General features: G+C 69.0%; 22 protein-coding genes and 2 pseudogenes. 6 read left to right on the plus strand and 18 right to left on the minus strand.

Annotated features, from left to right (window positions below; genetic code table 11):
- Positions 1–121 precede the first annotated feature (121 nt).
- Positions 122–580 carry an ATP-binding protein gene (locus tag ACWCQ6_RS06215; RefSeq protein ID WP_451085950.1) on the minus strand — a complete coding sequence of 153 codons (459 nt, stop codon included), beginning with the start codon at positions 578–580 and terminating at the stop codon, positions 122–124.
- A gap of 416 nt (positions 581–996) precedes the next feature.
- Between ACWCQ6_RS06215 and ACWCQ6_RS06220 the strand changes: the two genes are divergently transcribed.
- Positions 997–1848 (plus strand): helix-turn-helix domain-containing protein, encoded by an 852-nt coding sequence (locus ACWCQ6_RS06220; protein ID WP_451085952.1) that lies wholly within the window; start codon positions 997–999, stop codon positions 1846–1848.
- 11 nt (positions 1849–1859) lie between these two features.
- The gene (locus ACWCQ6_RS06225) at positions 1860–2051 is read left to right on the plus strand and encodes a hypothetical protein (RefSeq protein ID WP_451085954.1); all 192 of its coding nucleotides are present in this window, start codon (positions 1860–1862) and stop codon (positions 2049–2051) included.
- Between the two features lie 60 nt (positions 2052–2111).
- Here ACWCQ6_RS06225 and ACWCQ6_RS06230 read toward each other — a convergent pair whose 3' ends face one another.
- The 14 genes from ACWCQ6_RS06230 to ACWCQ6_RS06295 form a co-directional block, all read right to left on the minus strand.
- Positions 2112–2717, minus strand: coding sequence for an OmpA family protein (locus tag ACWCQ6_RS06230; RefSeq protein WP_451085956.1), 606 nt, complete (start codon positions 2715–2717; stop codon positions 2112–2114).
- A gap of 53 nt (positions 2718–2770) precedes the next feature.
- Positions 2771–3385, minus strand: a complete 615-nt coding sequence (locus ACWCQ6_RS06235) for a hypothetical protein (RefSeq protein ID WP_451085958.1) — start codon at positions 3383–3385, stop codon at positions 2771–2773.
- Positions 3386–3416: 31 nt separating this feature from the next.
- Positions 3417–4034 (minus strand): pilus assembly protein TadG-related protein, encoded by a 618-nt coding sequence (locus ACWCQ6_RS06240; protein ID WP_451085960.1) that lies wholly within the window; start codon positions 4032–4034, stop codon positions 3417–3419.
- A complete protein-coding gene (locus ACWCQ6_RS06245; protein ID WP_451085962.1) occupies positions 4034–4264 on the minus strand; it encodes a Flp family type IVb pilin in 231 nt (76 codons plus the stop codon). Before ACWCQ6_RS06245 ends, ACWCQ6_RS06240 begins: the two co-directional genes overlap by 1 nt.
- Positions 4265–4509: 245 nt before the next feature.
- Complete coding sequence (locus tag ACWCQ6_RS06250; RefSeq protein WP_451085964.1) at positions 4510–5607, minus strand: response regulator; 1098 nt, start codon at positions 5605–5607, stop codon at positions 4510–4512.
- A 54-nt stretch (positions 5608–5661) separates the two neighbouring features.
- Positions 5662–6978, minus strand: a complete 1317-nt coding sequence (locus ACWCQ6_RS06255) for a sensor histidine kinase (RefSeq protein WP_451085966.1) — start codon at positions 6976–6978, stop codon at positions 5662–5664.
- Between the two features lie 51 nt (positions 6979–7029).
- The gene (locus tag ACWCQ6_RS06260; protein ID WP_451085968.1) at positions 7030–7917 is read right to left on the minus strand and encodes a DUF5936 domain-containing protein; all 888 of its coding nucleotides are present in this window, start codon (positions 7915–7917) and stop codon (positions 7030–7032) included.
- Between the two features lie 14 nt (positions 7918–7931).
- Positions 7932–8870 carry a type II secretion system F family protein gene (locus tag ACWCQ6_RS06265; RefSeq protein WP_451085970.1) on the minus strand — a complete coding sequence of 313 codons (939 nt, stop codon included), beginning with the start codon at positions 8868–8870 and terminating at the stop codon, positions 7932–7934.
- Between the two features lie 10 nt (positions 8871–8880).
- Positions 8881–10218, minus strand: a complete 1338-nt coding sequence (locus ACWCQ6_RS06270) for a CpaF family protein (RefSeq protein ID WP_451085972.1) — start codon at positions 10216–10218, stop codon at positions 8881–8883.
- Between the two features lie 59 nt (positions 10219–10277).
- Positions 10278–10676, minus strand: a complete 399-nt coding sequence (locus ACWCQ6_RS06275) for a TadE/TadG family type IV pilus assembly protein (protein ID WP_451085974.1) — start codon at positions 10674–10676, stop codon at positions 10278–10280.
- Positions 10673–11140 carry a TadE/TadG family type IV pilus assembly protein gene (locus ACWCQ6_RS06280; protein ID WP_451085976.1) on the minus strand — a complete coding sequence of 156 codons (468 nt, stop codon included), beginning with the start codon at positions 11138–11140 and terminating at the stop codon, positions 10673–10675. The genes ACWCQ6_RS06275 and ACWCQ6_RS06280 overlap by 4 nt, the downstream gene beginning before the upstream one ends.
- A 15-nt stretch (positions 11141–11155) precedes the next feature.
- Positions 11156–12439, minus strand: a complete 1284-nt coding sequence (locus ACWCQ6_RS06285) for an AAA family ATPase (RefSeq protein ID WP_451085978.1) — start codon at positions 12437–12439, stop codon at positions 11156–11158.
- 7 nt (positions 12440–12446) lie between these two features.
- The gene (gene cpaB, locus ACWCQ6_RS06290; RefSeq protein WP_451085980.1) at positions 12447–13154 is read right to left on the minus strand and encodes a Flp pilus assembly protein CpaB; all 708 of its coding nucleotides are present in this window, start codon (positions 13152–13154) and stop codon (positions 12447–12449) included.
- A gap of 75 nt (positions 13155–13229) precedes the next feature.
- Positions 13230–14096, minus strand: a complete 867-nt coding sequence (locus tag ACWCQ6_RS06295) for a hypothetical protein (protein WP_451085982.1) — start codon at positions 14094–14096, stop codon at positions 13230–13232.
- Between the two features lie 779 nt (positions 14097–14875).
- On the opposite strand from ACWCQ6_RS06295, the gene ACWCQ6_RS06300 reads away from it, so the two are divergent.
- The 3 genes and pseudogenes from ACWCQ6_RS06300 to ACWCQ6_RS06310 all read left to right on the plus strand — a co-directional run bounded on the left by ACWCQ6_RS06300 (position 14876) and on the right by ACWCQ6_RS06310 (position 17960).
- Positions 14876–15235, plus strand: coding sequence for a carbohydrate binding domain-containing protein (locus ACWCQ6_RS06300; protein WP_451086224.1), 360 nt, complete (start codon positions 14876–14878; stop codon positions 15233–15235).
- A pseudogene (locus tag ACWCQ6_RS06305) lies at positions 15133–15402 on the plus strand (chitinase); the annotation flags it as partial. The gene ACWCQ6_RS06300 and the pseudogene ACWCQ6_RS06305, both read left to right, overlap by 103 nt.
- Positions 15403–15677: 275 nt before the next feature.
- Positions 15678–17960 carry a serine/threonine-protein kinase gene (locus tag ACWCQ6_RS06310; RefSeq protein ID WP_451085984.1) on the plus strand — a complete coding sequence of 761 codons (2283 nt, stop codon included), beginning with the start codon at positions 15678–15680 and terminating at the stop codon, positions 17958–17960.
- Positions 17961–17989: 29 nt separating this feature from the next.
- Here ACWCQ6_RS06310 and ACWCQ6_RS06315 read toward each other — a convergent pair.
- The 3 genes and pseudogenes from ACWCQ6_RS06315 to ACWCQ6_RS06325 all read right to left on the minus strand — a co-directional run.
- Positions 17990–18052, minus strand: a pseudogene (locus ACWCQ6_RS06315) (RidA family protein); the annotation flags it as partial.
- A gap of 6 nt (positions 18053–18058) precedes the next feature.
- Positions 18059–18817: an IclR family transcriptional regulator gene (locus ACWCQ6_RS06320; RefSeq protein WP_451085986.1), complete on the minus strand. Its 759-nt coding sequence runs from the start codon at positions 18815–18817 to the stop codon at positions 18059–18061.
- Positions 18814–19857 carry a sugar kinase gene (locus ACWCQ6_RS06325; RefSeq protein ID WP_451085988.1) on the minus strand — a complete coding sequence of 348 codons (1044 nt, stop codon included), beginning with the start codon at positions 19855–19857 and terminating at the stop codon, positions 18814–18816. The genes ACWCQ6_RS06320 and ACWCQ6_RS06325 overlap by 4 nt, the downstream gene beginning before the upstream one ends.
- A 153-nt stretch (positions 19858–20010) precedes the next feature.
- Here ACWCQ6_RS06325 and ACWCQ6_RS06330 point away from each other — a divergent pair, with 153 nt between their 5' ends.
- Positions 20011–21291, plus strand: a complete 1281-nt coding sequence (locus ACWCQ6_RS06330; protein ID WP_451085990.1) for an alanine racemase — start codon at positions 20011–20013, stop codon at positions 21289–21291.
- Positions 21292–21367 lie beyond the last annotated feature (76 nt).

The raw sequence follows: 21367 nt of genomic DNA on the forward strand, positions 1-21367 counted from the left end.
GCGGGCCTCTTCGGACGGTGGGGACACCGGTGCACCGGCCCGTGTGCGCGACCGGGCGGGCGCGGGCGGCCACCGCTGCGGCCTCGCTCGGGACGCTGGTCGATCTGTTCGGCGGGCAGCCTCAGCGGGGCAACTGAACCCACGACTTGATACCGCGCTGCGGTGCTCTGGCCTCGCCGGAGCCCCACTCCCCGCCCCAGTCGTCCACCACGGCCGCCAGCAGCCAGAGCGCCCGTCGCCGCCGCGTTTCGCAGAGCGCGGCCAGGTCGGGTTCGGCGTGATGCGGGTGCTGGTCCCAGACGAGGAGCCGGACCGCGTCGTCCCGCTGGCGCAGGGACACGTAGAGCTCCTTCCCCGGGCTCATCCTGGCGGTGACGGAGACCAGCTCGTCCACGACATGCGCGGCCGGCCAGACATACGGGGCGAGCCCGTGCGCCTCCAGCGCTGCGGCGACCACGGTCCGCCCGATGAACGCGCTGCGGACGTCGCCCGGCAGCGTGAAGCTCAGCCCGAGCCCACGCCCGGCGCGGACCTTGGAGCGGAGGTAGGGCCGCAGGTGCGGCTGCGGGTTCGTTCGCAAGGTGGGATGCGGATACGAATACGGGTGCGTGGACGGGACCGGCATACGTGTCTCGGCGGCGGCCGGACAGAGTGCGGCGATCGGAGATGAATGCATGGCTGACTCCCCTGGTGCGGGTGGTGAGTTGGCGGTGTCTCTCTTTTCGCGTGGGCGCGCACGGGTGGCTCACGTTGTTGCGTTGCGGACGAGCGGTGGCCTGTCTCCCTGACGCGGGACCGCCCCTCCCAGGGCAGGAGGTTGCGGGCAGGACCGCGTGATGCACTTCCGACTCGCCTTCAATGAGTGAGCGGTGCGTCACTAACTGTAGAGCATTTGGGAGTACGTGTACTACGTTTCTGATGCATCGTCGGCCGGTGGACCTTCAACCGACCGGAGGGGCAGACTGTGAGCAATTCCGGGCAGCAGGGGAGACAAGGATGCCGCCGAGAAACGCACCGACCGAACGTCAGCGCCGCCTGGGGGCTGAACTGCGGAAGATGCGCACAGCCGCCGACATGACCACGGAGGCTGCGGCTCGCGCTCTCGCCGTGCCACGCACGAACATCCCGAACATGGAATCCGGCCGCTCCGGAATCAGCGCCGCGCGCGTCCGCGCCATGGCCGCGACCTACGGTTGCCGTAACGAGGCGTTGATCGACGCTCTGGCCGCCATGACGTCTCGACACCGCTCGCCCTGGTGGGCCGCGTACCGAAACTCACTCCCCGCAGGCTTCCTCGATGTGGCTGAGATGGAGTGGCACGCCCGCCGCCTGAGGATTGCCCTGACGGTTCACATGCCGGGCCTCTTCCATACCGAGGAACACGCCCGCGCCGTCTTCGGGCACGTCATTCCTCCGCTCGCCCCAGACGACGTCGAAGTACGCGTGGCCCTGCGCCTGGAGCGCCGCCAAGTCCTGGACAAGGCGAATCCTCCGTCGATCGAACTGATCATGTATGAAGCGGCACTGCGCACCCAGTTCGGCGGGCCGAAAGTGGCGAAGGCGCAGCTCCACCACATCCTGGAGATGTCGGAGCGCCACGACGTGACTGTGCACGCCATTCCCTTCAGCGCCGGAGGATTCCCCGGCGCAGGGCAGTCGGTGCTCTACGCCGAGGGCCCGGTGCCGGAACTCGACACCGTAGAGCTCGACAGCACCCACGGCCCAGAGTTCTACGACTCCGACCATCAGTTGCGAAAGTACCGAGCCCAGCTTGGCGCCATGCGTGAAGTGGCCCTGAATCCAAGCCGGTCCCGCGATTTCATCCTCACCATCGCCAACGACCTTTAGGGAAGCTCACCATGCCTGAGATCACTTGGGAGAGCCCGTACTGCGGAGAGGCAGCGAACTGCTACCGCATAGGAACTGACGAACAGGGCAACAGCTACATCGCCGTCAGCGGCTCGGAGGAACGCTTCCTCACCGACAGCCGCGAAGCGCTTCAGCAGATGATCCGCGACATCAAGGCCGGCAAAGCCGACCACCTGCTGTAAGCGCGAGGGCCCGGCACCGCGATGTGCTCGCGGTGCCGAGCCCTGCTGTGGCGCGGTTCCTCAGGAAGACGTGCTGCGCGGGAAGGAAACCTCCACCCGGCGGTTCTTCTTGCGGCCTTCTTCCGTGCTGTTGTTGGCGATCGGGTACTGCTCGCCGTAGCCACGGATCTCGAAACTGATGCCCGATCCCAGGTCCTTCACCAGCACCGCATGCACGGCATCGGCACGCTGCTTGGACAGCACATCGCCGTGGGCCGAGGAACCGAGGTTGTCGGTGAAGCCGAAGACGCGCACCTTGGTGGCGTTCTGCTTCTTGATCTCGGCGGCGATGGCGGCGATGCGGGAGTTGGCCGCGGGGCTCAGCTTGGCGCTGTCCTTGCCGAAGAGCACCTCGGCCTGGAGCGCGAACTTGACGTTCGCGTTGCTGTCCTCGCGGCGCTCCTCGCCGCCCATGTCCTCGACGACCTGGATGATGTCGAGAACCCGGGCGGGGGCGAGCGTACCGCCATCGACCATCTTCAGGTCGGGGTCCTTGCCGTCCACAGCGACAGGTGGAGTCTCGGATGCCTCGGTGCCGGGCGGCACGCTCGGTCCGTCATCGGCCAGAGCCGCCGAGGCGCCCATGACGGACGTCCCGGCCATCAGCATGGCTGTCGCAATGGCCATGCCTGCCAGTTGAATCGGACGGCGCCGCATGCGGTTGTTCGTCATCTCGCCGGTCACCCGGAGATCTTCAGCGACGTCGTGGCGAACGTCGGCAGGTTGAAGTCAACCTCGGTCGTCGCGGCGGGCGGCGCCGGGAACTGCATGAACACCGGGACCGAGGCGCCGGGTTGGACGGCGGTCATGCCGGTCGTGCAAAGGCAGCGACCGTCGGTGTCCCGGAGGATGTAGTAGCGCTTCTTTCCTGCCTTGTCCACAAGCGTCGCGCCGCCGACGGAGTTCAGGTTCTTGCTGACGATGATGGGTTCGTTGCCGGCCCAGGCGGACGGATTGACCGGGGCCTGGCCCTGGTTCTTCAACTCCGCCTGGACCGTGACGAAGCCACCGGAGTCGCGCTTCACCTGATTGATGACCAGAAGCATGCCCTTGTCGCCCCTGGCCTCTGCGAGCTTCACATTCGGGTCCACGTTCTCCCCGGCCGCTGTGTCCTCCTGCTTCTCCCCCTTGCCCTCGTCGGAGGACTTGGGGGAAGCCGGAGAAGAGGGCGAGCCGGTGTCCTTTGTCCCTCCGCCGTCCTCGGCACCGCAGCCGGTGACGGCCAGGGCCAGGGCTGCCGCCATCGAAGCGGCTGCCACCACCCTTCTGGACTTGATGGAGCGCCGAATGCTCATCGCTTCTGATTCCTTTACTCGTCGTTCACTGTCAGCTGTCGACCAGGTGCACGTCAAAGAGGATCTTGCTCACCCGAGGCCAGTACGGTTTCTCGCTCGTGCTGATCGTGAGCATCTCTCCGCCCCTGCACGTGAAGAAGTACACGTCCTGGATGCCGTCGTCGTTGAAATCGACGGGGCGCCAAACGGGGCAGCGCCACTCAATGACGGCAGTGGCGTGCCCCTCGGCAAACGTGCGCTTCATGCCGGGAACCACAGACGCACCGACAGGCTTGAGAGTCTCGACATCAACTCTGATCTTGTCCCGCTCTCCGCCGGGCGTAGCGACGCATCCGGGCGGCGGGGCGAGCTTCGCGTCGTTGTCTGCGGCAAGCGCATCAGCCGCATGGCACCCAGTGACCGGGTGTGCCTGCAGGAACGTGTCCAGCATGTTCCCGGGAAGTGAAGCGAGGAACGGGCCCTCGAACTCCGCACGCGACTGCTGGGCGGCAGCCAGCGCGGCGGCATCCGCTGCTCCCTGGGCCCCGTTGCGCAAGGCAGCGGCCTTGCCGACGGTAAAGAAGGCAAACGCGAGGAAGAGCAGGCCCGCCACCATCACAACGTAGATGGGGAAAGCCTGCCCTGCCTCGCCGCGAAGCTTCGCGGTCATTAGCTGGCCTTGATCTGCGACACCATGTCGGTGATCTTGTTCGAGATCGCGCCGCCGATGCCGGAGGCCGCGATCGCGCCGATGATCGCCACGACCACCAGGATGATGCCCAGGTACTCGAACGCCGTCTGGCCGCGGTCCTTGGCCTCGTAGCGCTTCTGGATGGCGCTGACGGTGGTGTTGGCCCAGCCGTTGATGCGCACGGCCGTCTTCAGAGTGATGTTCGACATGGGATTCCCCTCCGGATTCGGCCGACCGGTAGTCGGCCGACTCGCAAGTTTCTTGGGCGCCGCCTGCGGAACCGACTTCCTCCTGGCCGGTGCCGCTGGCGACATGAGAAACATACGGCGGCGCGACCTGCCCGCCGGAGGGCCCCAGGGCCCATTCCCGGGCCCAAAGCGTCAGTTGGGTCTGTGGCACCCGTACACGTCGCCAGGACCCACGCCCCGTCACGGCTACGCTCACGCTCTTCTGCTCAGCCACGGTGACCACCGGCCTCGCGAACCCCACTGCCCGTGGAGGGGGCCGTGCCGAGCCAGCGGGCGATGGCCTCGCTGCGGCTCGCACTGTGCAGCTTGGTGAAGATGCGGTTGATGTGGTTCTTGACCGTCTTCTCGCTGATGAAGCAGGTGGCGGCGATCTGCTGATTGCTCATGCCGGATGCGATCAGCTCCATGACCTCCACCTCCCGTGAACTCAGCCCGTACTGCTGCCTGTTGAGCTTCGTGCCCGGTTCCCCGGTCATGGAAGACTGTGCCACAACTGGTTGCAGATGCGAAAGACCCTGCGATGACCGGACGGGGCGCGGCGCAGGTGGAGACGGTACGGGCTTGGGCGCGTGTGCAGGCGCTCCGTGCTGCTGAACGGGGCTCGGGGTATGTCCGTCGTACCCGGGGCCCTGGTAGGGAACGCCTGTGGTCAGCGCCGTTCCGAGCCCCTCCGGAAGCGTTCGCGACTGCGGTCCCGGGCCCTGGCGCATGTGGGCCAAAAGGGCGTTCGCCGCGGTGGCGGTGAAGTGGGCCCGGCCGTCCTTCGTGTCGCGTACGGCCTGCACCAGCTGATCGGCCGTGAACTCGCCATGGACCAGATAGCCGCTCGCGCCCAGGCGCAGCGCCTCGTGCACGATCTCGTTCTCACGGCTGTAGGTCAGCATCATCACAGGGGCGATCTGCACGAGGTGCGGCAGCGCGGAGATGCCGTCCACGCCAGGCATCCGGACATCGAGCAGGACGACATCGGGACGGTGCTGGACGGCCATGTCGTAGGCCTGGCGGCCGTCTGCTGCCTCCGCGACGACTTCGATGTCGTCGCGGCCGGAGAGCAGGACTCCGAGGCCGGCCCGGACCACGGGGTTGTCGTCGGCGACGACGACCCTCAGGGCGCCGGGAACGGCCATGGGCACCGCCGCGGGAAACGGAGGCATGGGTTCGGATGCCGCGGGCTGCTGGGAGACAGGGAACGCGTTGGAGCTGGGCTCCGAGGTGAGCGGTGTGACGTGCGGGGACGTGTGCTGGGACGCGTGGTGCTGTGCGGCCCGGTTCTGGCCCGACGCGCGGGAGACGTCGTCCGGCATCTGCGACCTCCTCTCAAGGGTCTATTGGGGGGTGAGGGTGGAAAACGGAGCGGTTCAGTCGGGCTGCTGCGCGCCGGCAGTGGCGAGCAGAGCTGCGATCGGGAGTTCCAGGCGGACCTCGGTTCCCTTGGTCGCCTTCCCTTTGCCGATACGGATACGGGCGCCGATGGACGCGGCGCGCTCGACCATTCCGACCAGACCGAAGTGCCCGGCGTGCCGGAGGTCGTCGAGCGTCGTGCCCGGGGGCAGGCCGCACCCGTCGTCGTACACGCTGACGCGCAGGACGTCGCCCTCCACACCTGCGAGTACGACGAGGTAGGTGGGTTCTGCGTGACGGTGGGCGTTCTCCATCGCTTCGGAGGCGATGGTGAGCAGTTGGCGGGCGACCACCTGGGGGACCTGTGGGATCGGGACGTCGTTGAGGAGTCGGAAGGTGGCAGTGAGCTCGTGGCGTCGGGTGAAGTCGTCGGCACGGGCCCGGAGCTCTCGGGTCACGTCCACGCCTCCGTCCAGTCCGGACTCGCGGCGCAGGTCGGAGAGCAGTTCACGGGATTCGGCGGCGGCCCGGCGGGCGGCGCGGGCGACCAGTTCGGCCTGGTGCTTGACGGTGAGCGGGTCCATCCGGTCGGAGGAGACCGCCAGGCCGTCGGCTGCCAGCGCCAGGCCGTGCAGGGTCTTGGCCACCGAGTCGTGCATTTCCCTGGCCAGGCGGGCGCGTTCGCCCTCCACCGCCTCACTGACGGCGAGCCGCGCCTTGGCCTCGGTGAGGGCCTGACTGGCGGAGCCGAAGCGGAGAAGGAGGTTGCGCAGCGTGACTCCGACTGCTCCCGCTATCACGCAGAAGCCCGGAAGGAGGAACGCCGTCGCGCCGGTGGCTTCAAGCCTTGGATCGGTCCCGTACACGCCGAGGACGATCGCCGTCTGGAGCGCCGCGAAGACGGCGGCGCCCCGCCAGCCGTGGACCAGTCCGGCCAGCATCGGGGTGCACACGGTGACGTAGGCGAGAGTGGATTCCGGTGAGGCGGTGATCAGCAGCAGGGCACCGAAGAAGGCGTCGATGCCGAGCAGCCAGGGGTGCCGCAGCAGAACCGGTCCGAAGCGTTCCCAGTCACGGAACAGGACGTAGCTGCCCATGAAGGTGACCAGGATGGCCGAGCCGATCAGCCAGGTGGCCAGGCCCGAGGCCGTGTGATCGATGGCGAACGGTGTGGCGATGGCGATCATGGCGAGCCGGAAGCCGAAGACCTGGCGGCACATCGCCTGGAGCGCGTTGAGCTGGATCGCGAACGCCGGGCGTGCTCCGGGATCGGCGATCGCCTGACGTACCTGCGCATTCAGTCCGGACTGGATGCTGCCGAGCTGGAACGACATGAACGTCTCACCTCCCCTCGGCGGTTCTGCCCACCGTCCGCCCCGTTCACGTCATCCGCCCATGAGGGTGCTGAAGTCGACGTTGACCCCGTAGACGAAGCCGACCGTCAGCATCACGAGCGTTCCGGGGAGAAGGAACGTGGTGACCGCGAAGGTCGCCTTGGGAACGGCCCTGGCCGCCTTCCGGCGGGCGTTCTGGGCGTCCGTGCGACGCATGTCGTTGGCTATCTGGATCAGCGTCTCGACGATCGGCGCACCGAGCTCCTCGCCCTGCTGGAGTGTGGTCACGAACATCGCGACCTGCTCCGAGTCATTGCGCTTGCGCAGCTGATCGAACGCCTCACGGCGGCTGACACCCATGTCCATCTGGCGCAGCGTGATGCGCAGCTCGTCGGCCCAGGGCCCTTCGTACTTCTCGGCGACCCTGGCCAGGGCCTGACGGAAACCGAGGCCGGCGGAGACCACGACGGCGAGCACATCGAGGAAGTCCGGAAGCGTCCGGTCGATGTGCTCACGACGGATGCGAACCGCGGACCAGATGCCGACCTCGACCCAGAATATTCCGAAGGCGATCAATATCAGGGAGAGGAAGATCTGCCCACGAATAATCATCGAGAAGGCACCGAGCAGGCCGAGTGCGCCGTAGACGGCTCGGCGGGCAGCGTATCGGTCGATGGTCAGGCCGCCGGGGTTACCCGCCATGTCGATCTGGCGGCGCTTCTTGTTGACGGCCTTGGGGCCCATCATCCGCAAGACCGCAGGAGCCCAGCGCATGCCGAGGCGGTCGATGCCGGAGCCGACCGCACTGGTACGGGTCGAGCCGACTTCCAGCGCGATCGCGAGGTCATCGGGGAGCTTCGCGTCCGCCCGGTACATGCGGATGCCCGCGATGGCTCCGAAGACCGCGAGCCCTACGACGCCTGCCAGCAACAGGTCCATCAGTGCACCACCCTTCAGACGTCGATCTTGGAGAGGCGGCGGATCACGATGAATCCGATCGCGTACAGGGCAAGGGAGACGATCACCGCGACCTGGCCGATGAACGCGCCGGTCATACGGTCGAGAGCGCCGGGCATGACCGCGTTCATCAGGAGCATGGCGCCCAGACCGAAGGCGGGAACGGCGTAGGCCGTGACCGTCACCTGGGAGAGCTGGGTCTTGACCTCTCGTCGGGTCTCCTTGCGCTCCTCCAGCGTCTCGGTGAGGTTGCGCAGCGAGCTGACGACCGTACCGCCGGCCCGGTTGGACAGGACCAGGGTGGTCACGAGGACGACGAGTTCGCGGGAAGGCAGCCGGTCGGTGAGTTCGCTCATCGCGTCCTCAAGGGACTCGCCGACGGCAAGACGGCGGGCGACCCGGGCCAGTTCCTCGCCCGCCGGGTCCTCCAGTTCGTCGGCCGCCATGCCGATCGAGGTACGCAACGCGAGGCCGGCCTGGGTGGCGTTGGCGAGAATACGGGCGAGCTCGGGAAGCTGGTTGATGAAGTGCTCGGTGCGCTTGGTCCGTTGCCAGTTCAGGAAGGCGTTGGTCCCCCAGAGGCCGATGAGAGCGGCGACCGGGCCGAAGAAGCTGGCGAGCAGGGACGAAGCGATCATCCAGAGCCCCGCCATGGCGACGACGGCGTAGACGAAGAACTCGCCCGGGGTGATCTCGAGGCCGGTGGCGGCCAGCTTCAGTTCGAGCTTCCGGCCCAGACCGGTCTTCCGCAGTCGGCTGTCCAGCGCCCGGAACCGGCGACGGCGGCCCGTCTCCGGTATGTGCCCGGTGTGCGAGAGACGGTCCACCAGGGCGTCCCGGTCGGCGCTGCCACCGCTGTAGGCGTGCAGGCCCACGACGCCGGTGACGCCGGCGAGCAGCGTGACGCCGATGGTGAGAAGAGGGAGATTCGTCATGGCACGGTACCTAGTTGGCCTCTCGGGTGGCGAGCTGTTCGGCGGATTCGGCGACCCCGAAGGCCTGCGGGATGGGCTGGCTGGCCATGTAGAGGCGGTCGGCGATCTTGCGCGGGATCGGGAGGTACTTGAACTCGCCGTTGATCCGTCCTTCGGCGTCCATGGGCTGGGCGTCGAACCGGGCAACGGACACGATGCGGTAGGGGTCCCTGCCGTGCGAGTCGAGAACGGCGATCTCGGTGATCTTTCGGGAACCGTCGGCGTGCCTGGTCAGCTGGACGATCACGTCGACGGCGCTGTTGATCTGGTCGTGCAGCGCCTCGAACGGGATCTCGATCTCGGACATCGAGGCCAGGGTCTGCAGACGCATGAGTGCGTCCTCGGCGTTGTTGGCGTGGACGGTGGCGAGCGAGCCGTCGTGACCGGTCGACATCGCCTGGAGCATGTCGAGCGACTCGCCGCCACGGACCTCACCGACGACGATGCGGTCGGGGCGCATACGCAGGGAGTTGCGGACCAGGTCACGGATGGTGATCTGGCCCTTGCCCTCGACGTTCGCCGGCCGGGACTCCAGCCGGATGACGTGGCTCTGCTGGAGCTGGAGCTCCGCGGAGTCCTCGATGGTGACGATGCGCTCGCTGTCGGGGATCAGGCCGGAGAGCGCGTTCAGGAGCGTCGTCTTCCCGGTACCGGTGGCCCCGGAGACGATCACATTGAGTTTCGCCTGGACGAGTCCGGACAGCAGAATCAGCATCTGCTCGTCGAGCGAGCCGACGTTGATCATTTCCTGGAGGGTGAAGGCCCTCGGGAACCGTCGGATGGTGAGCGTCGCACCGGTCAGCGACAGCGGCGGGATGATGACGTTGACACGCTCACCACTGGGTAGACGCGCGTCAACCATGGGGTTTGACTCGTCGACGCGGCGGTTGACCGTCGACACGATGCGTTCGATCGTCTGCATCAGCTGCTCGTGCGAACTGAAACGCATCGGCAGCTGCTCGACCTTGCCGCTGCGCTCGACGAAGATCTGGTCCGGCCCGTTCACCATGATTTCGGTGATGGACGCGTCCTCCAGGAGCGGTTCCAGAATGCCGAGCCCGAGGGCCTCGTCGACGACCCGGCGGATCAGCTGGGTGCGTTCGACGGTCGAGAGGACCGGCCCTTCGCGGCTGATGATGTGGCTGAGCACGCGCTCCAGCCGCGCTCGCCGGTCTGCGGCGGCGAGCGACGACATCTCGGCCAGGTCGATCTCTTCGAGCAGCTTGGCGCGGTAGGTGGCCACCATGTGGCTGTCCTCCCGCGCCCCGCCGCTCTTCTCGGGGGCGGTCATGCGTGCCCGCAGACTCATTGCGTAACTCCTCGTTCAGACTTGCTCGTGGTGCTCCGGTGTTGCGATGCGGGCCCCGCTCAACCTCGCGGCATGGTGGAACTGCGACTGGCCCAACCCCAGTCGTCGATTCCGGGCACGACGGAGGGGATCCTCACGCGAGTGGTGTATGTCACTTCGCCGGTCCCGCCATGGCGCCTGAACTTCGCGTTCTTGTGGCTGCTGAGCCAGTCGCTCATCGCCTCGCGCCCGGCCCGCTCGGAGTCCCCGCGCGGCACGTCCTGGGCGGCGGTACGCGCAGCCGCGCGGGCACCGGTGCCCGCCTGGTTGGCGGCGTACGCGGCGACCCCCAGCTGAATCGCGAAGAGGCCCACCAGGAGCAGCAGCGGGATGAAGCCCATGTACTCGATGGCGACCTGGCCGCGGTCCCGGCGGGTCCCGGCGGCCTTCCGGCCCGGTGTGTGTACGCGCATGCTCATCGCTTGGCCTCCAGCGGTGACGCGGCGTTGCCCTCGATGGTCATCGGCCAGTTGAGCACTCCGGGCACCAGTACCGGTACCCGCAGCTGCACGGTGGCCTTGTACAGCGAGCCCGAGTTCTCACACTTCGTGCGCTTCATGGACTTCCGCCAGACCGTCGGCAGGTCCTCCTTGGCCGCGTCCCGGCACGCCTGTCCGCGCATGCCCTGTGTGATGGCGCCCTTGTGTGCGGCCTGGTCCGCCGAGTTCCCCGCCAAGGAGAACGTGTACCCGATCAGCGCGCACTGCCAGAGCGCGATCAGCAGCAGGATGATCAGCGGTGTGACGCCCAGGAACTCGATCGCGGTCTGGCCGCGGTCGCGTCCGCGGCCGAGGAGACGGGCGCGCATGCCGCCCCCGGCCGGGGCGGCGTCACCGTAGCGCCTTCCCCGTATCTCCGTGTCTTTCGTCTCGGTAAGTGCCATTGGTCAACTTGCCCCCTAGGTCGTCGGCCGTTTCCGGGAGTCGCCGTCGCGGTCGCGCCGACGCCCGATCGAGCCTCGGTCGTTCTTGAACTTCGCGCCGGCCTTCGCGCCGTTCTTCTCCTTCTCAGGAACCTTGACGATGCCGAGCTCGCCCGCAAGGGCCCAGAGGGCCTGTTTGACCGTGCTCTTGGAGTCGAGTTCGTGCAGCCGGCCGGCGTCGACGACGGCCTGGAGTTCCTTGAAGTTCGCCGGAATCGCCGTGTTGGCCGTGCTGGTGCCGGTGATCTTCTCGATCAGCTGCGGCTGGATCTCGGTGTTGCGGATGAAGCGGTTGACGACGGTGACCGTCTCCTCCGCCTTGCGGATCTGGAGCCGGTCCCACATCCGTACGAGACGCTTGGCACCGCGCACCGCGATCACATCGGGGGTGGTGACCAGCAGGGCCGTGTCGGCCATCTCGATGGCCGCCGCGCTGGCGCCCTGGAGCTGGCTGCCGCAGTCGACGATCAGGACCTCGTAGCGCGAGCGCATGGCGCTGACGATCTGCCGGGCCGAGCGGTCGCTGACCTCCTCGGCACTCTCGCCCTCGCTGGGTGCCAGGAGCAGTGCCAGACCGGTGTTGTGGCTGAACACGGCGTCGGACAGGACGCGCGGCGAGATGTCGGTGATCGACGACAGGTCGACGATGGACCGCCGGAACTGCACATCGAGGTAAGAACCGATGTCACCGGCCTGGAGGTCCATGTCGACCAGGGCGACGCTGCGCCCGGACGCCTGGGCAGCCAGGGCCAGTTGTACGGCGGTGACGGTGGCTCCGACACCGCCCTTGGCGCCGCTGACGGTGATGACCGTACCGCCGGGGCCGGTGAAGACATCGTTCCCGGTGGTCAGGTGACGGCGGACGCCGACCGACCACTGGGCCGCGGATTGAACCCGGTTGGCCAGTTCCTCGTAGCTGAGGGGGAGGGTGACGACGCCTCGCGCACCCGATTCCATCGCGGACGAGAACAGGCCGGGGGTGACATCGGCGGTGATCAGCACGACCCCGATGGCGGGGAAGCGCAGGGAGACCTCCCGGATCAGTTCCAGGGCCGGCACCGGTCCGATCCGCTCGTGGACCAGCACGACCTCGGGCAGATCGTCGAGCGACTCGCCCGCGAGGCGGGCGAGGGTGTCGATGAGCTGGGTCGAGTCGCTGACCGGAGCGGCCGGCTCCGCTTCGGGGAGCTGGCTGAGCAGGGTGCTCACGGATCTGGCAGCGTCGACGTCACCGACGGCCGGGAGGATCCTCGTGGTCATTCGATCCTCACTTGTCCTTGTCGATCGTGTAGGTCCGGTCGCCCGGACGGATGGTGCTGTCGCTGCCGGAGGCGAGGAGCGCGAGGCGTACGTGCTCCGCGAAGGACTCGGCGTAGGCGATGCGCTGGGTGTCGAGCGTGTTGAGCGCGAAGGTGATCGGAACGGCCTCGGTGCCCATGCTGGACTTGCCGTCGCTGCTGGGCTCCAGGGCGGTCAGCTTGCCGACGTCCAGGACCTTGGCGTTGGAGACGATGACCTTCGACTGGGAGGGCTCGCCGTCGCGCTCACCGGCGAAGGTGGCGTAGATGTTGACGGTGGCGCCGGGGGTGATCTTGCCCGCGACACCGGTCGCGGCGTCGATCATGATGGCGATCTCCTGCTCCCCGGGCTGCAGTTCGGGGCGGCGCTGCATCATGTCGGACTGGAGCAGCGAGCCCTTGCGCAGTTGGGTGACGGCGATCTTGCCGTTCACCTCGGAGAGATCGGTGACCGCGTTCTTGGACAGCCAGCGCTTGGGCATCGAGATCTTCTCGAACTGCCCGGCGGACAGGGCGGTATAGGGCGCTACGTCGGACTTCAGCTGGTAGGCCGAGACCTCCGGCCCGACCTTGGAGTTGACATCGCTGATCACCGAGAGCACGCCGGCGAAGGCGCCGAAGGCGCACAGAACCGACAAAAGCAGGAGTATCACGCCGCGGCGCTGACGGGAGTTCATGGGCCGGACAACCTCGTTCGATTCGGATGCTGAGGGCAGCGGACGGAAGGGCGTCTACGGAGGAAAGCGGAAGCGCTAGGACTGTGGTGGTGCGAGCGCTCCATGGCTGAGGACACCGGCGGAGTGCATGCGGTTCTCGGCCGCGGGTAGCGGGGAGGAGCAGAACCCGCAGCGGTCACCGATGAGTTCCATTCCGCACCAGTGGCAGTTCTCACGGCGCACGGAGGCCACCAGCTGGTACAGGACGGAGATGTCTGGCAGGTAGGCAGCGAATTCCACCAGTTTTCCGGTTCCCCACCATGCCGGGGATTCGGACGGAAGTGCGGACTCGTGAATGGACTGGACCTTCCACGCGGGCGCGAGGGTCTCCTTCACCCACTCCGACTGGGACTGCCCTTTGGCGGTCATCAGGTGGGTGCCGAATTCCGGACCGGTCGGCGGGTCGACCTTCGGGCCGACCCTGACGAGCTGCGGTTCGGGCCCCGCGACCACGGCGAACTGTGAACCGGGCACCCAGGACTTCGCATGGGTCCTGAGGTCGACCGGGACCCGGTCGAACTTGGTGACGGAGTGGAGCAGGGCGCCCGCGTGGATGTAGTGCGTCAGCAGCCGGGCGGCGGAGGCGACCACTCCCGGGCTGAAGTCGCAGATGGACAACTGGCGCAGCTGCCTGACCAGCACGGCGACGCCCAGCGGCGGGAGGTCCACCTTGACCAGGGCGATGCGGTCGCTCTCCAGGACCGAGCGCACGGAGTAGAGCCGGCGCTCGTGGGCGGGCGAGATGGCGGACGGATAGACGGCGACTACGTAGCCGTGCTGTTCGAGCAGCACGTGCATGTCACCGATGGCCATCTCCAGTGCCTGGGCATCGGGTGCCTGCAGCAGGGCGGCTGTCGGTGTCTGCTGATCGGTCGGAGGTAGTACCAAGTCAGCACTGGTCACTGCTATTGCGGTCGGCACGCTGTTCCCCGTTTCGGTCCGGCCGGACGCCGGTCATGACGTCGACCGCAATCGCTCCTGCTCCGCGGTTCTGCCTCAGCACTTTATCCACGTCTTACCTGGCAGAGAACACTTTTCGGAGGCCATTCCGACAACATGTGCGAGGCGCCCGGGTAACGACCGGGTGCTAAATCGGATCAAATCGAAAATCGTCAACTTCTGTACAACTGCGGAGGGTCACGGATCCACCTCCCCGTCACCTAGGGCCAGGCATTCGTCTCCGCATGTCAGCACGGATGCGGAACCTCCCGCACCACCCCCCGCGCAGGGCCCGACCGTCACTGTCCGAGCACCCCCGCAGCTTCACCCGCACGTGACCCCGAGGCATCAACAAAACGTCAATTCGCTGGCGCGCCGCCTGGACTTCGAGCCCTGCGGAGGGCGTCGCGGGGCGGAAGCGGAGCACGTACGGACCGGCCCGGCGCGCGCGATCGCCGCAGATCTCATCGCCAGAGGCCTTGACAACCCGATTGGTCTGGACCAGCTTATCGGCCAGCGGTGGCCACCGTTCCTCAACTCCGCATCCCCTTCTTCTCCCCGTCACCTCTTCCTCTCCCCGTCACCTCCCGGACGGCCCGGAGTACCGCCGGTCCCCCGCCGGCTCGTTACCGGGCGCTCCCGGCAGGCATCCCCCAACTCCCCCACGGAGGCAGCAAGTGGAACGTTCCCCCCTCAGCGGCCACAGAATCCATGGGCGCCGCCGAATCCGGCTCGGCGGCGCCATGGCCGCCCTCGCTGCCGGCGCGCTGACCGCCACGGGTCTCGCCGGAAGCGCCCAGGCCGCCGACATCAACGTCGCCAAGAACGCGGGCTTCGAATCCGGGCTCGCCAACTGGTCCTGCACCGACAACAGCGGCACCACCGTCTCCTCCCCCGTGCACGGTGGCACCGCCGCACTCAAGGCCACGCCGTCCGGCCAGGACACCGCGCGGTGCACGCAGACCGTGGCCGTGAAGCCCGACTCGACGTACACGCTCCCTGCATCCAACTGGAGGGCGGCCTCGACCCGTCCCAGGTCGGCCTCGGTGTGCCCGCCTCCACCAGCGGTGCGGGCAGCGGCCATGTCCCGCCCTCGGTCGTGAACGCGGCCCTGGACTGCCTGGCCTCCGGCACCAACTGCGGCACGTTCAAGCCCTCGAAGACGTACCCCGGCATCCGGGGCGCGATGACCTGGTCGACCAACTGGGACGCCAAGTCGGGCAACGCCTGGTCGAACGCGGTGGCCCCGCACGTGCACGGTCTGCCGTAACCAACGGCCGGAACGTCCACGGCAGCCTGCCGTGTCCAGCGGCCGTTCCGTCCACGGCAGCCTGCCGTGACCGCCTGTCGGCATCCTGACCAGCAGCGCCGCCGCTTCCCCGGCGGCGCTGCTGCACGTTCCGGGTTCGGCGGCTGTCCTGGGCCTGTCCCGGACCGGCAACAGAGTGCCCGGGACTTCCCGCAATCCATGGCTGTTCGAGCGCGCCCGTGGCACCGTTGTTGGGCTCGTGTTGGGCTCGACGGTGATGCGACAGGGGGAGGGACATGGCCGGGGCGCGGGTGCAGGCACTGGGCGCGGACGATCCGGCGACGCTCGGACCGTACCGGCTGATCGGACGGCTGGCGTCCGGCGGCATGGGGCGGATCTATCTGGCCCACGGCGCGGAGCGCGGTGGCCGGGGGCTCGTCGCCGTGAAGACACTGCTGGCCGAGGGGAACGTCAGCGAGACCGACCGGCGGCGCTTCGCCCGCGAGGTGTCGCTCGCGCAGCGGGTCGACAGCGCGTACACGGCGCGGGTACGGGACTCCGACGCGAACGCCGAGCGACCGTGGATGGCCATCGACTACATCGCCGCGCCCCCGCTCTCCGAACTCGTCCGCACCTGTGGGTTATTGCCCGCCTCGGCCGTACGGTGGATCGCCGCCGGGACCGCGGAGGCGCTGGTCACCCTGCACGGCCTGGGCATCGTCCACCGCGACGTGAAACCGCAGAACGTGCTGCTGCCGCTCGACGGGCCGCGGCTGATCGACTTCGGCATCTCGCACGCAGCCGACCTCACCCGCACCAGCCTCACACTGGGCACGATCACCTTCACCTCCCCCGAGCAGGCACGCGGCGAGGCATCGACCGCCGCCTCCGACGTCTACTCACTGGGCGCGACACTCTTCCTCCTCGCCACCGGACGCCCCCCGTACGCAACGGACGGCGACACCCTACGACTGCTGGCCCGCGTCCAGCGCGGCGAACTCGACCTCGACGGACTGCCCAAAGAACTCGTCCCGACCATCCGCCCCTGCCTCGCCACCGATCCGGCGGGACGCCCCGAGCCCGCCGAGCTGCTCGCCCGCTTCCGCCGGGACCAGACCGGGATGCCCGCGTCGCACAGCGGTACCCGCTGGCTGCCTCCCCGCTGGACGGAACTGATCGGCGCGTACGCGACCCAGGGCCTGGAACTCGCGAACGCCCGCCCCTCGAACCCGGCGGCCCCGACCGTCGACGAACGCACGAACGTGGTGCCGCCGCCCCGCCCGACGATGGTCTACACGGAGGAGCGCAGGGCCCGCGCCGCCCGCGCCCGCGCCCTTCGCGAACGTACCCGGCAGGAGTTGGCGGCGCTCGCGGAGCTTGCCGAGCGGCAGCGGGCGGAGCAGGCCGAACGGGAACGCGAGGAACGCGAACGGGTCGAGCACGCCGAGCGGGAACGCGCCGAGCGCGAAAGGGCGCGGGCAGCCCGGCAGGAGGCACAGCGCGTCGAGCGGGAACGCGCGGAGGCCGCCCGCCAGGAGGCCGCCCGCGCCGAGCGGCAGCGTTCCGCGCAGAACCAGGCGCGGCAGGAAGCGGCCGCGCGGGAGCGGGCCAGGCGGGAGCGGGCCGAGAGGGAGCGGGCCGAAAGGGAGCGGGCCGAAAGGCGGCGCGCGGAGGAGGCCGCCCGCGCCGAGCAGGCGATCCGCTCCGCGCGTGCGCGGGCGGCCGCGTCCTCCAACGCCTCGCCCGCCGGGGGCACGACGCGCCCGACGGGCGCCTCCTCGGGCAGTTCCTCGAACTGGGGCTGGCTGATCGCCCTCGCCGTCGTCGCCGCCCTGGTGATCTGGCAGCCCTGGGACACCGCGGGGAAGGCGAGCGGCAGCGGCGGTTCCTCCGCCGGCACCACCACCTCCGGCACCACCACCTCCGGCACCGTCACGTCCGGCAGCGGTCTCGACACCCGCTCCGACGACGAGAACACCGGCACCGACGACAACGAGAGCAGCAACGACGCCGGAGGCACCTCGGACGAGTCGGACGACACCGCCGACGAGCCGTCGTCGACCCCGACACCCACGCCCACGCCCGACGCCACCGACCGAGCGTTCCGCGCCGTGCGCGCCGGTGACTGCCTCGATGTGTACAGCGACGGGCACGGCAAGATGAGTGCCGCGACCCCGGTCCGGGTCAACTGCCGTGCCCGAAACGCCTATATGCATGTCAACCGGGTCACCTCCCGGTCCGGGGAGTCCAGTTCCTGCGACACGGGGCAGGGCTTCACCTGGTGGCACAAGACCGGTGAGGACGGGATCGAGCGCACGCTCTGCCTGGACCGGGTGTACCAGGTGGGCCAGTGCTTCCCCGCACAGGTCCAGGGGGCTGTCAACGCCGATCTGACGGTGGTGCTCTCCTGCAACTCGTCGACCGTTCCCCGGGCCGGCCAGTCGATCCTCCGGATCACCGGGTACTACCGGGCGCCCTCGGCCGGCACCAACTGGACCTGCCCGGCCGGGCGCGGGGAGCGGTTCTGGTACTGGCAGGTGAACAACGGCCGGAGCATCATCTGCGCCTCGGCGGCCTGACCGGGCGCGGCACAACGTCCCCCGTACACCTGCGAGAACTTCGCGGGGGGCGTGGTGTGGGTGCTCGGGGTGAGGGCGGTCTTCTCGGTCATGGCTGTTCAGGCCTTCTTGGGTCGGGTGGTGCCGGAATACTCCCGGCTGATGGAGTCGGCGGTGCGGCGCACCAGCGGGAGCAGGCTGAGGAGTTCCTCGGCCGTGACGACGACATTGGGCGCGGAGACCGACATCGCGGCGACGACCCGTCCGTCCGCCCCTCGGATCGGGGCGCCGATGCAGTTGATGGACTCCTCGTGGCCGCCGAGGTCGGTGGCCCAGCCCTGTTCACGGACGACGGTGAGCTCCTTGAGGAAGGCACCGGCGTTCGGGGTCGAACGGGACGTGTACATGGGGTAGTCGAGCTTCTCGGCGACGGCGCGCCGCTCCGGTTCGGAGAGGTCGGCGAGGAGCAGCTTCGCGACGGCGGCGACGGTGATCGCGACGGGCTTGCCGATCCGCGAGTACATCCTGACCGGGTAGCGGCTCTCGACCTTGTCGATGTAGAGGACCTCCTGCTCCTCGTACACCGCGAGATGCACGGTGTGACCGCAGCTCTCGTTGAGTTCGACGAGGTGGGGGTGGGCGATCTCCCGTACGTCGAGGTTCTCCACGGCCTCCTGCGCGAGGGCGAAGAGGCGGGCGCCGAGGCGGTAGCGCTGATCCTGCTGGCGGTAGACGAGTCCGTGTTCGTGGAGCGTACGGAGCAGGCGCAGCGCCGTGGACTTGTGGACGCCGAGCCGCTCGGCGACCTGGCCGAGGTCGGCGGGCCCCTGGGCGAGCAGCGGCAGGATGCTCAGCGCCCGGTCGACGGTCTGACTCATGTCGTACGTACCTCCTGGTCGTCCCCCGTCCACCCGGGGCCGAGACGAAGTCTCCCCCAGGCCTCGTCGTCCAGTGCGGCAAGGGCGTCGGCGTGCGCGCGGGCGGGCGGGGCGGTGAGGTCGCCCGGGACGGTGAGGACGGCGGCGGCCATGAGGTGGCCGTGCCGGACGCGGTCGCGCACGGGGAGGTCGCGGAGGGTGGCGGAGAGGAAACCGGCGGCGAAGGCGTCGCCGGCGCCGACGGGTGCGACGACGTCCACGCGCAGGGCGGGGACGGTGGTGACGTCGCCGGCCGCCGAGAAGACCGTCGCGCCCTCCGCGCCCCGCTTCACGACCAGGACGGACGGTTCCGGCAGCGCCGCGCGGATCGCCTCCGTGCCCGTCACCCCCCATGCCTCCTCCGCCTCGTCCTCGCCGACGAAGACCAGGTCGCTGCGGCGGGCCAGTTCGAGGAGCACCTCTGGGGACGCGTCGGCGTATCGCCACAGGCCGGGCCGGTGGTTGACGTCGAAGGAGATCAGCGGGCGGCCGGGCCGGGGCGCGGTCAGGTCGTGGAGCAGGTCCAGGCAGCCGGCGGAGAGCGCAGCGGTGATGCCGGACAGGTGCAGGATCCGGGCCTCGGGGAGCGTCTCGTACGGGATGTTCCGCGGTGACATGGCGGAGGCGGCGGAGCCGGCCCGGTAGTAGGCGACCTCGTGCGTGTCGGTGGCCCGGTCGGTGGCGGTGCGGAAGTAGATCCCGGTGGGCCGCGAGGGGTCGCGCCGCACTCGGGAGGTGTCGACGCCGTATCCGGTGATCGCCTGGACGAGGTGGTCGCCGAATCCGTCGGCGCCGACCCGGCTGACCCAGGCCGTCCGGTGTCCGGCGGCGGCCAGCGCGCAGGCGACATTGGACTCGGCACCGCCGATGCCGCGGCCGAAGGAGGGTACGTCGGCGAGGCGTCCGGGCTGCGACGGCAGGAACGTCACCATGGACTCGCCGAGGCACACGACTTCGGCTGCCGTGGTGACGTCGGCGGTCCTGGCCGGGGTTCCGGACACTCGGGGCTCCTCGCGGGTTCGGTGGTGCGGTTCGGGGCTCGGCGGGGTACACGCCATTGACCCGGCGTCGGCTCGGATGTTAGACAGCGTCGAGCGATATACGCAACGGATGTTGCGCATGGCGCAACGACGACTTCGATCGAGGAGGCTTCCTTGGCCGCCGACCGTCCTGTGTCCGAACTCGCCGACGAGCCGGTCGACCACCGCTTCAAGGCACTCCCGCCCGACGCGGAGGGCCTGACCGTCGGTGCCCTCGCCGCCGAGCGGCGCAACCTCTTCACGGGCGGCTTCACCACCCCGGTGCTCGCCCTGTCCGCCGAGTCGGTCGAGCACAACCTCGCCCTCCTGGAGACGTACGCGCAGCGCCACGGGCTCGCGTTCGCCCCGCACGGCAAGACCTCCATGTCCCCGCAGCTCTTCGCCCGCCAGCTGGAGCACGGTGCCTGGGGCATCACCGCGGCCGTGCCGCACCAGGCACGGGTCTACCGGGCGTACGGGATCCGGCGGATCTTCCTCGCCAACGAGCTCGTCGACGCCGCGGCCCTGCGCTGGCTCGCCGCCGAGCTGGACTCCGACCCGGAGTTCCGCTTCGTCTGCTACGTCGACTCGGTGCGCGGTGTGGAGCTGATGGACGAGGCCCTGCGCGCGGCGGGCGCCTCCCGCCCCGTCGACGTCGTGGTGGAACTGGGCGCGGGCGAGGGTGCGCGCACCGGCGTCCGCACCGAGGCCGAATGCGCGGCGGTGGCCGACGCGGTGGCGGAGGCCGGGACCCTGCGCCTGGTGGGCGTGGCCGGTTACGAGGGCGAGGTGCCCAAGGCGTCGGGCGAGCGGGTACAGGACTGGCTGCGCCGGCTCGTCGCGCTCGCCGTCGGCTTCGACCGCGCGGGGCGCTTCGCGGCAGGCGAGGAGATCGTGATCAGTGCGGGCGGCAGCGCGTGGTTCGACGCGGTGGCGGACGTGTTCGCGCAGATCCCGGAGCTGTCCGCGCCGGTGCTGAAGCTGCTGCGCTCGGGCGCCTATGTCTCGCACGACGACGGCCACTACCGTCATCTGACCCCGTTCAACCGGGTGCCGGAGGAGGGGGAGCTGCAGCCCGCCTTCCGGTTGTGGGCGCAGGTCGTGTCGCGCCCGACGGCCGAGCAGGCCTTCCTCAACGCGGGCAAGCGGGACGCGGCGTACGACCTCGACCTCCCCGAGGCGCAGGTCGTACGGTCCGGCCGGGACGGCACGGTCCGGCCCGCGGCGGGTGTCTCGGTGACCGGTCTGTCGGACCAGCACACCTGGGTGCGTACGGAGCCGGGTGCGGAGCTGGAGGTCGGCGACTGGGTGGGGATGGGCCTGTCGCATCCGTGCACCAGCTTCGACAAGTGGCAGCTGATTCCGCTGGTCGCGGCGGACGGCACGGTCACGGACTACATCCGCACCTTCTTCTGACGCCTGCGGAACCTTGTGGGGGAGCAGCCCTGCGGAGGAACTGCCCCACGGGGGAACTGCCCCACGGGGGAACTGC

The sequence above is a fragment of the Streptomyces sp. NPDC001880 genome, from assembly GCF_053594575.1.

Coding starts and splice junctions, on each gene's coding strand:
- ACWCQ6_RS06220 (WP_451085952.1), top strand. CDS start 997: ATGCCGCCGAGAAACGCACCGACCGAACGTCAGCGCCGCCTGGGGGCT.
- ACWCQ6_RS06225 (WP_451085954.1), top strand. CDS start 1,860: ATGCCTGAGATCACTTGGGAGAGCCCGTACTGCGGAGAGGCAGCGAAC.
- ACWCQ6_RS06230 (WP_451085956.1), bottom strand. CDS start 2,717: ATGGCCATTGCGACAGCCATGCTGATGGCCGGGACGTCCGTCATGGGC.
- ACWCQ6_RS06235 (WP_451085958.1), bottom strand. CDS start 3,385: ATGAGCATTCGGCGCTCCATCAAGTCCAGAAGGGTGGTGGCAGCCGCT.
- ACWCQ6_RS06240 (WP_451085960.1), bottom strand. CDS start 4,034: ATGACCGCGAAGCTTCGCGGCGAGGCAGGGCAGGCTTTCCCCATCTAC.
- ACWCQ6_RS06245 (WP_451085962.1), bottom strand. CDS start 4,264: ATGTCGAACATCACTCTGAAGACGGCCGTGCGCATCAACGGCTGGGCC.
- ACWCQ6_RS06250 (WP_451085964.1), bottom strand. CDS start 5,607: ATGCCGGACGACGTCTCCCGCGCGTCGGGCCAGAACCGGGCCGCACAG.
- ACWCQ6_RS06255 (WP_451085966.1), bottom strand. CDS start 6,978: ATGTCGTTCCAGCTCGGCAGCATCCAGTCCGGACTGAATGCGCAGGTA.
- ACWCQ6_RS06260 (WP_451085968.1), bottom strand. CDS start 7,917: ATGGACCTGTTGCTGGCAGGCGTCGTAGGGCTCGCGGTCTTCGGAGCC.
- ACWCQ6_RS06265 (WP_451085970.1), bottom strand. CDS start 8,870: ATGACGAATCTCCCTCTTCTCACCATCGGCGTCACGCTGCTCGCCGGC.
- ACWCQ6_RS06270 (WP_451085972.1), bottom strand. CDS start 10,218: ATGAGTCTGCGGGCACGCATGACCGCCCCCGAGAAGAGCGGCGGGGCG.
- ACWCQ6_RS06275 (WP_451085974.1), bottom strand. CDS start 10,676: ATGAGCATGCGCGTACACACACCGGGCCGGAAGGCCGCCGGGACCCGC.
- ACWCQ6_RS06280 (WP_451085976.1), bottom strand. CDS start 11,140: ATGGCACTTACCGAGACGAAAGACACGGAGATACGGGGAAGGCGCTAC.
- ACWCQ6_RS06285 (WP_451085978.1), bottom strand. CDS start 12,439: ATGACCACGAGGATCCTCCCGGCCGTCGGTGACGTCGACGCTGCCAGA.
- cpaB (WP_451085980.1), bottom strand. CDS start 13,154: ATGAACTCCCGTCAGCGCCGCGGCGTGATACTCCTGCTTTTGTCGGTT.
- ACWCQ6_RS06300 (WP_451086224.1), top strand. CDS start 14,876: ATGGCCGCCCTCGCTGCCGGCGCGCTGACCGCCACGGGTCTCGCCGGA.
- ACWCQ6_RS06310 (WP_451085984.1), top strand. CDS start 15,678: ATGGCCGGGGCGCGGGTGCAGGCACTGGGCGCGGACGATCCGGCGACG.
- ACWCQ6_RS06320 (WP_451085986.1), bottom strand. CDS start 18,817: ATGAGTCAGACCGTCGACCGGGCGCTGAGCATCCTGCCGCTGCTCGCC.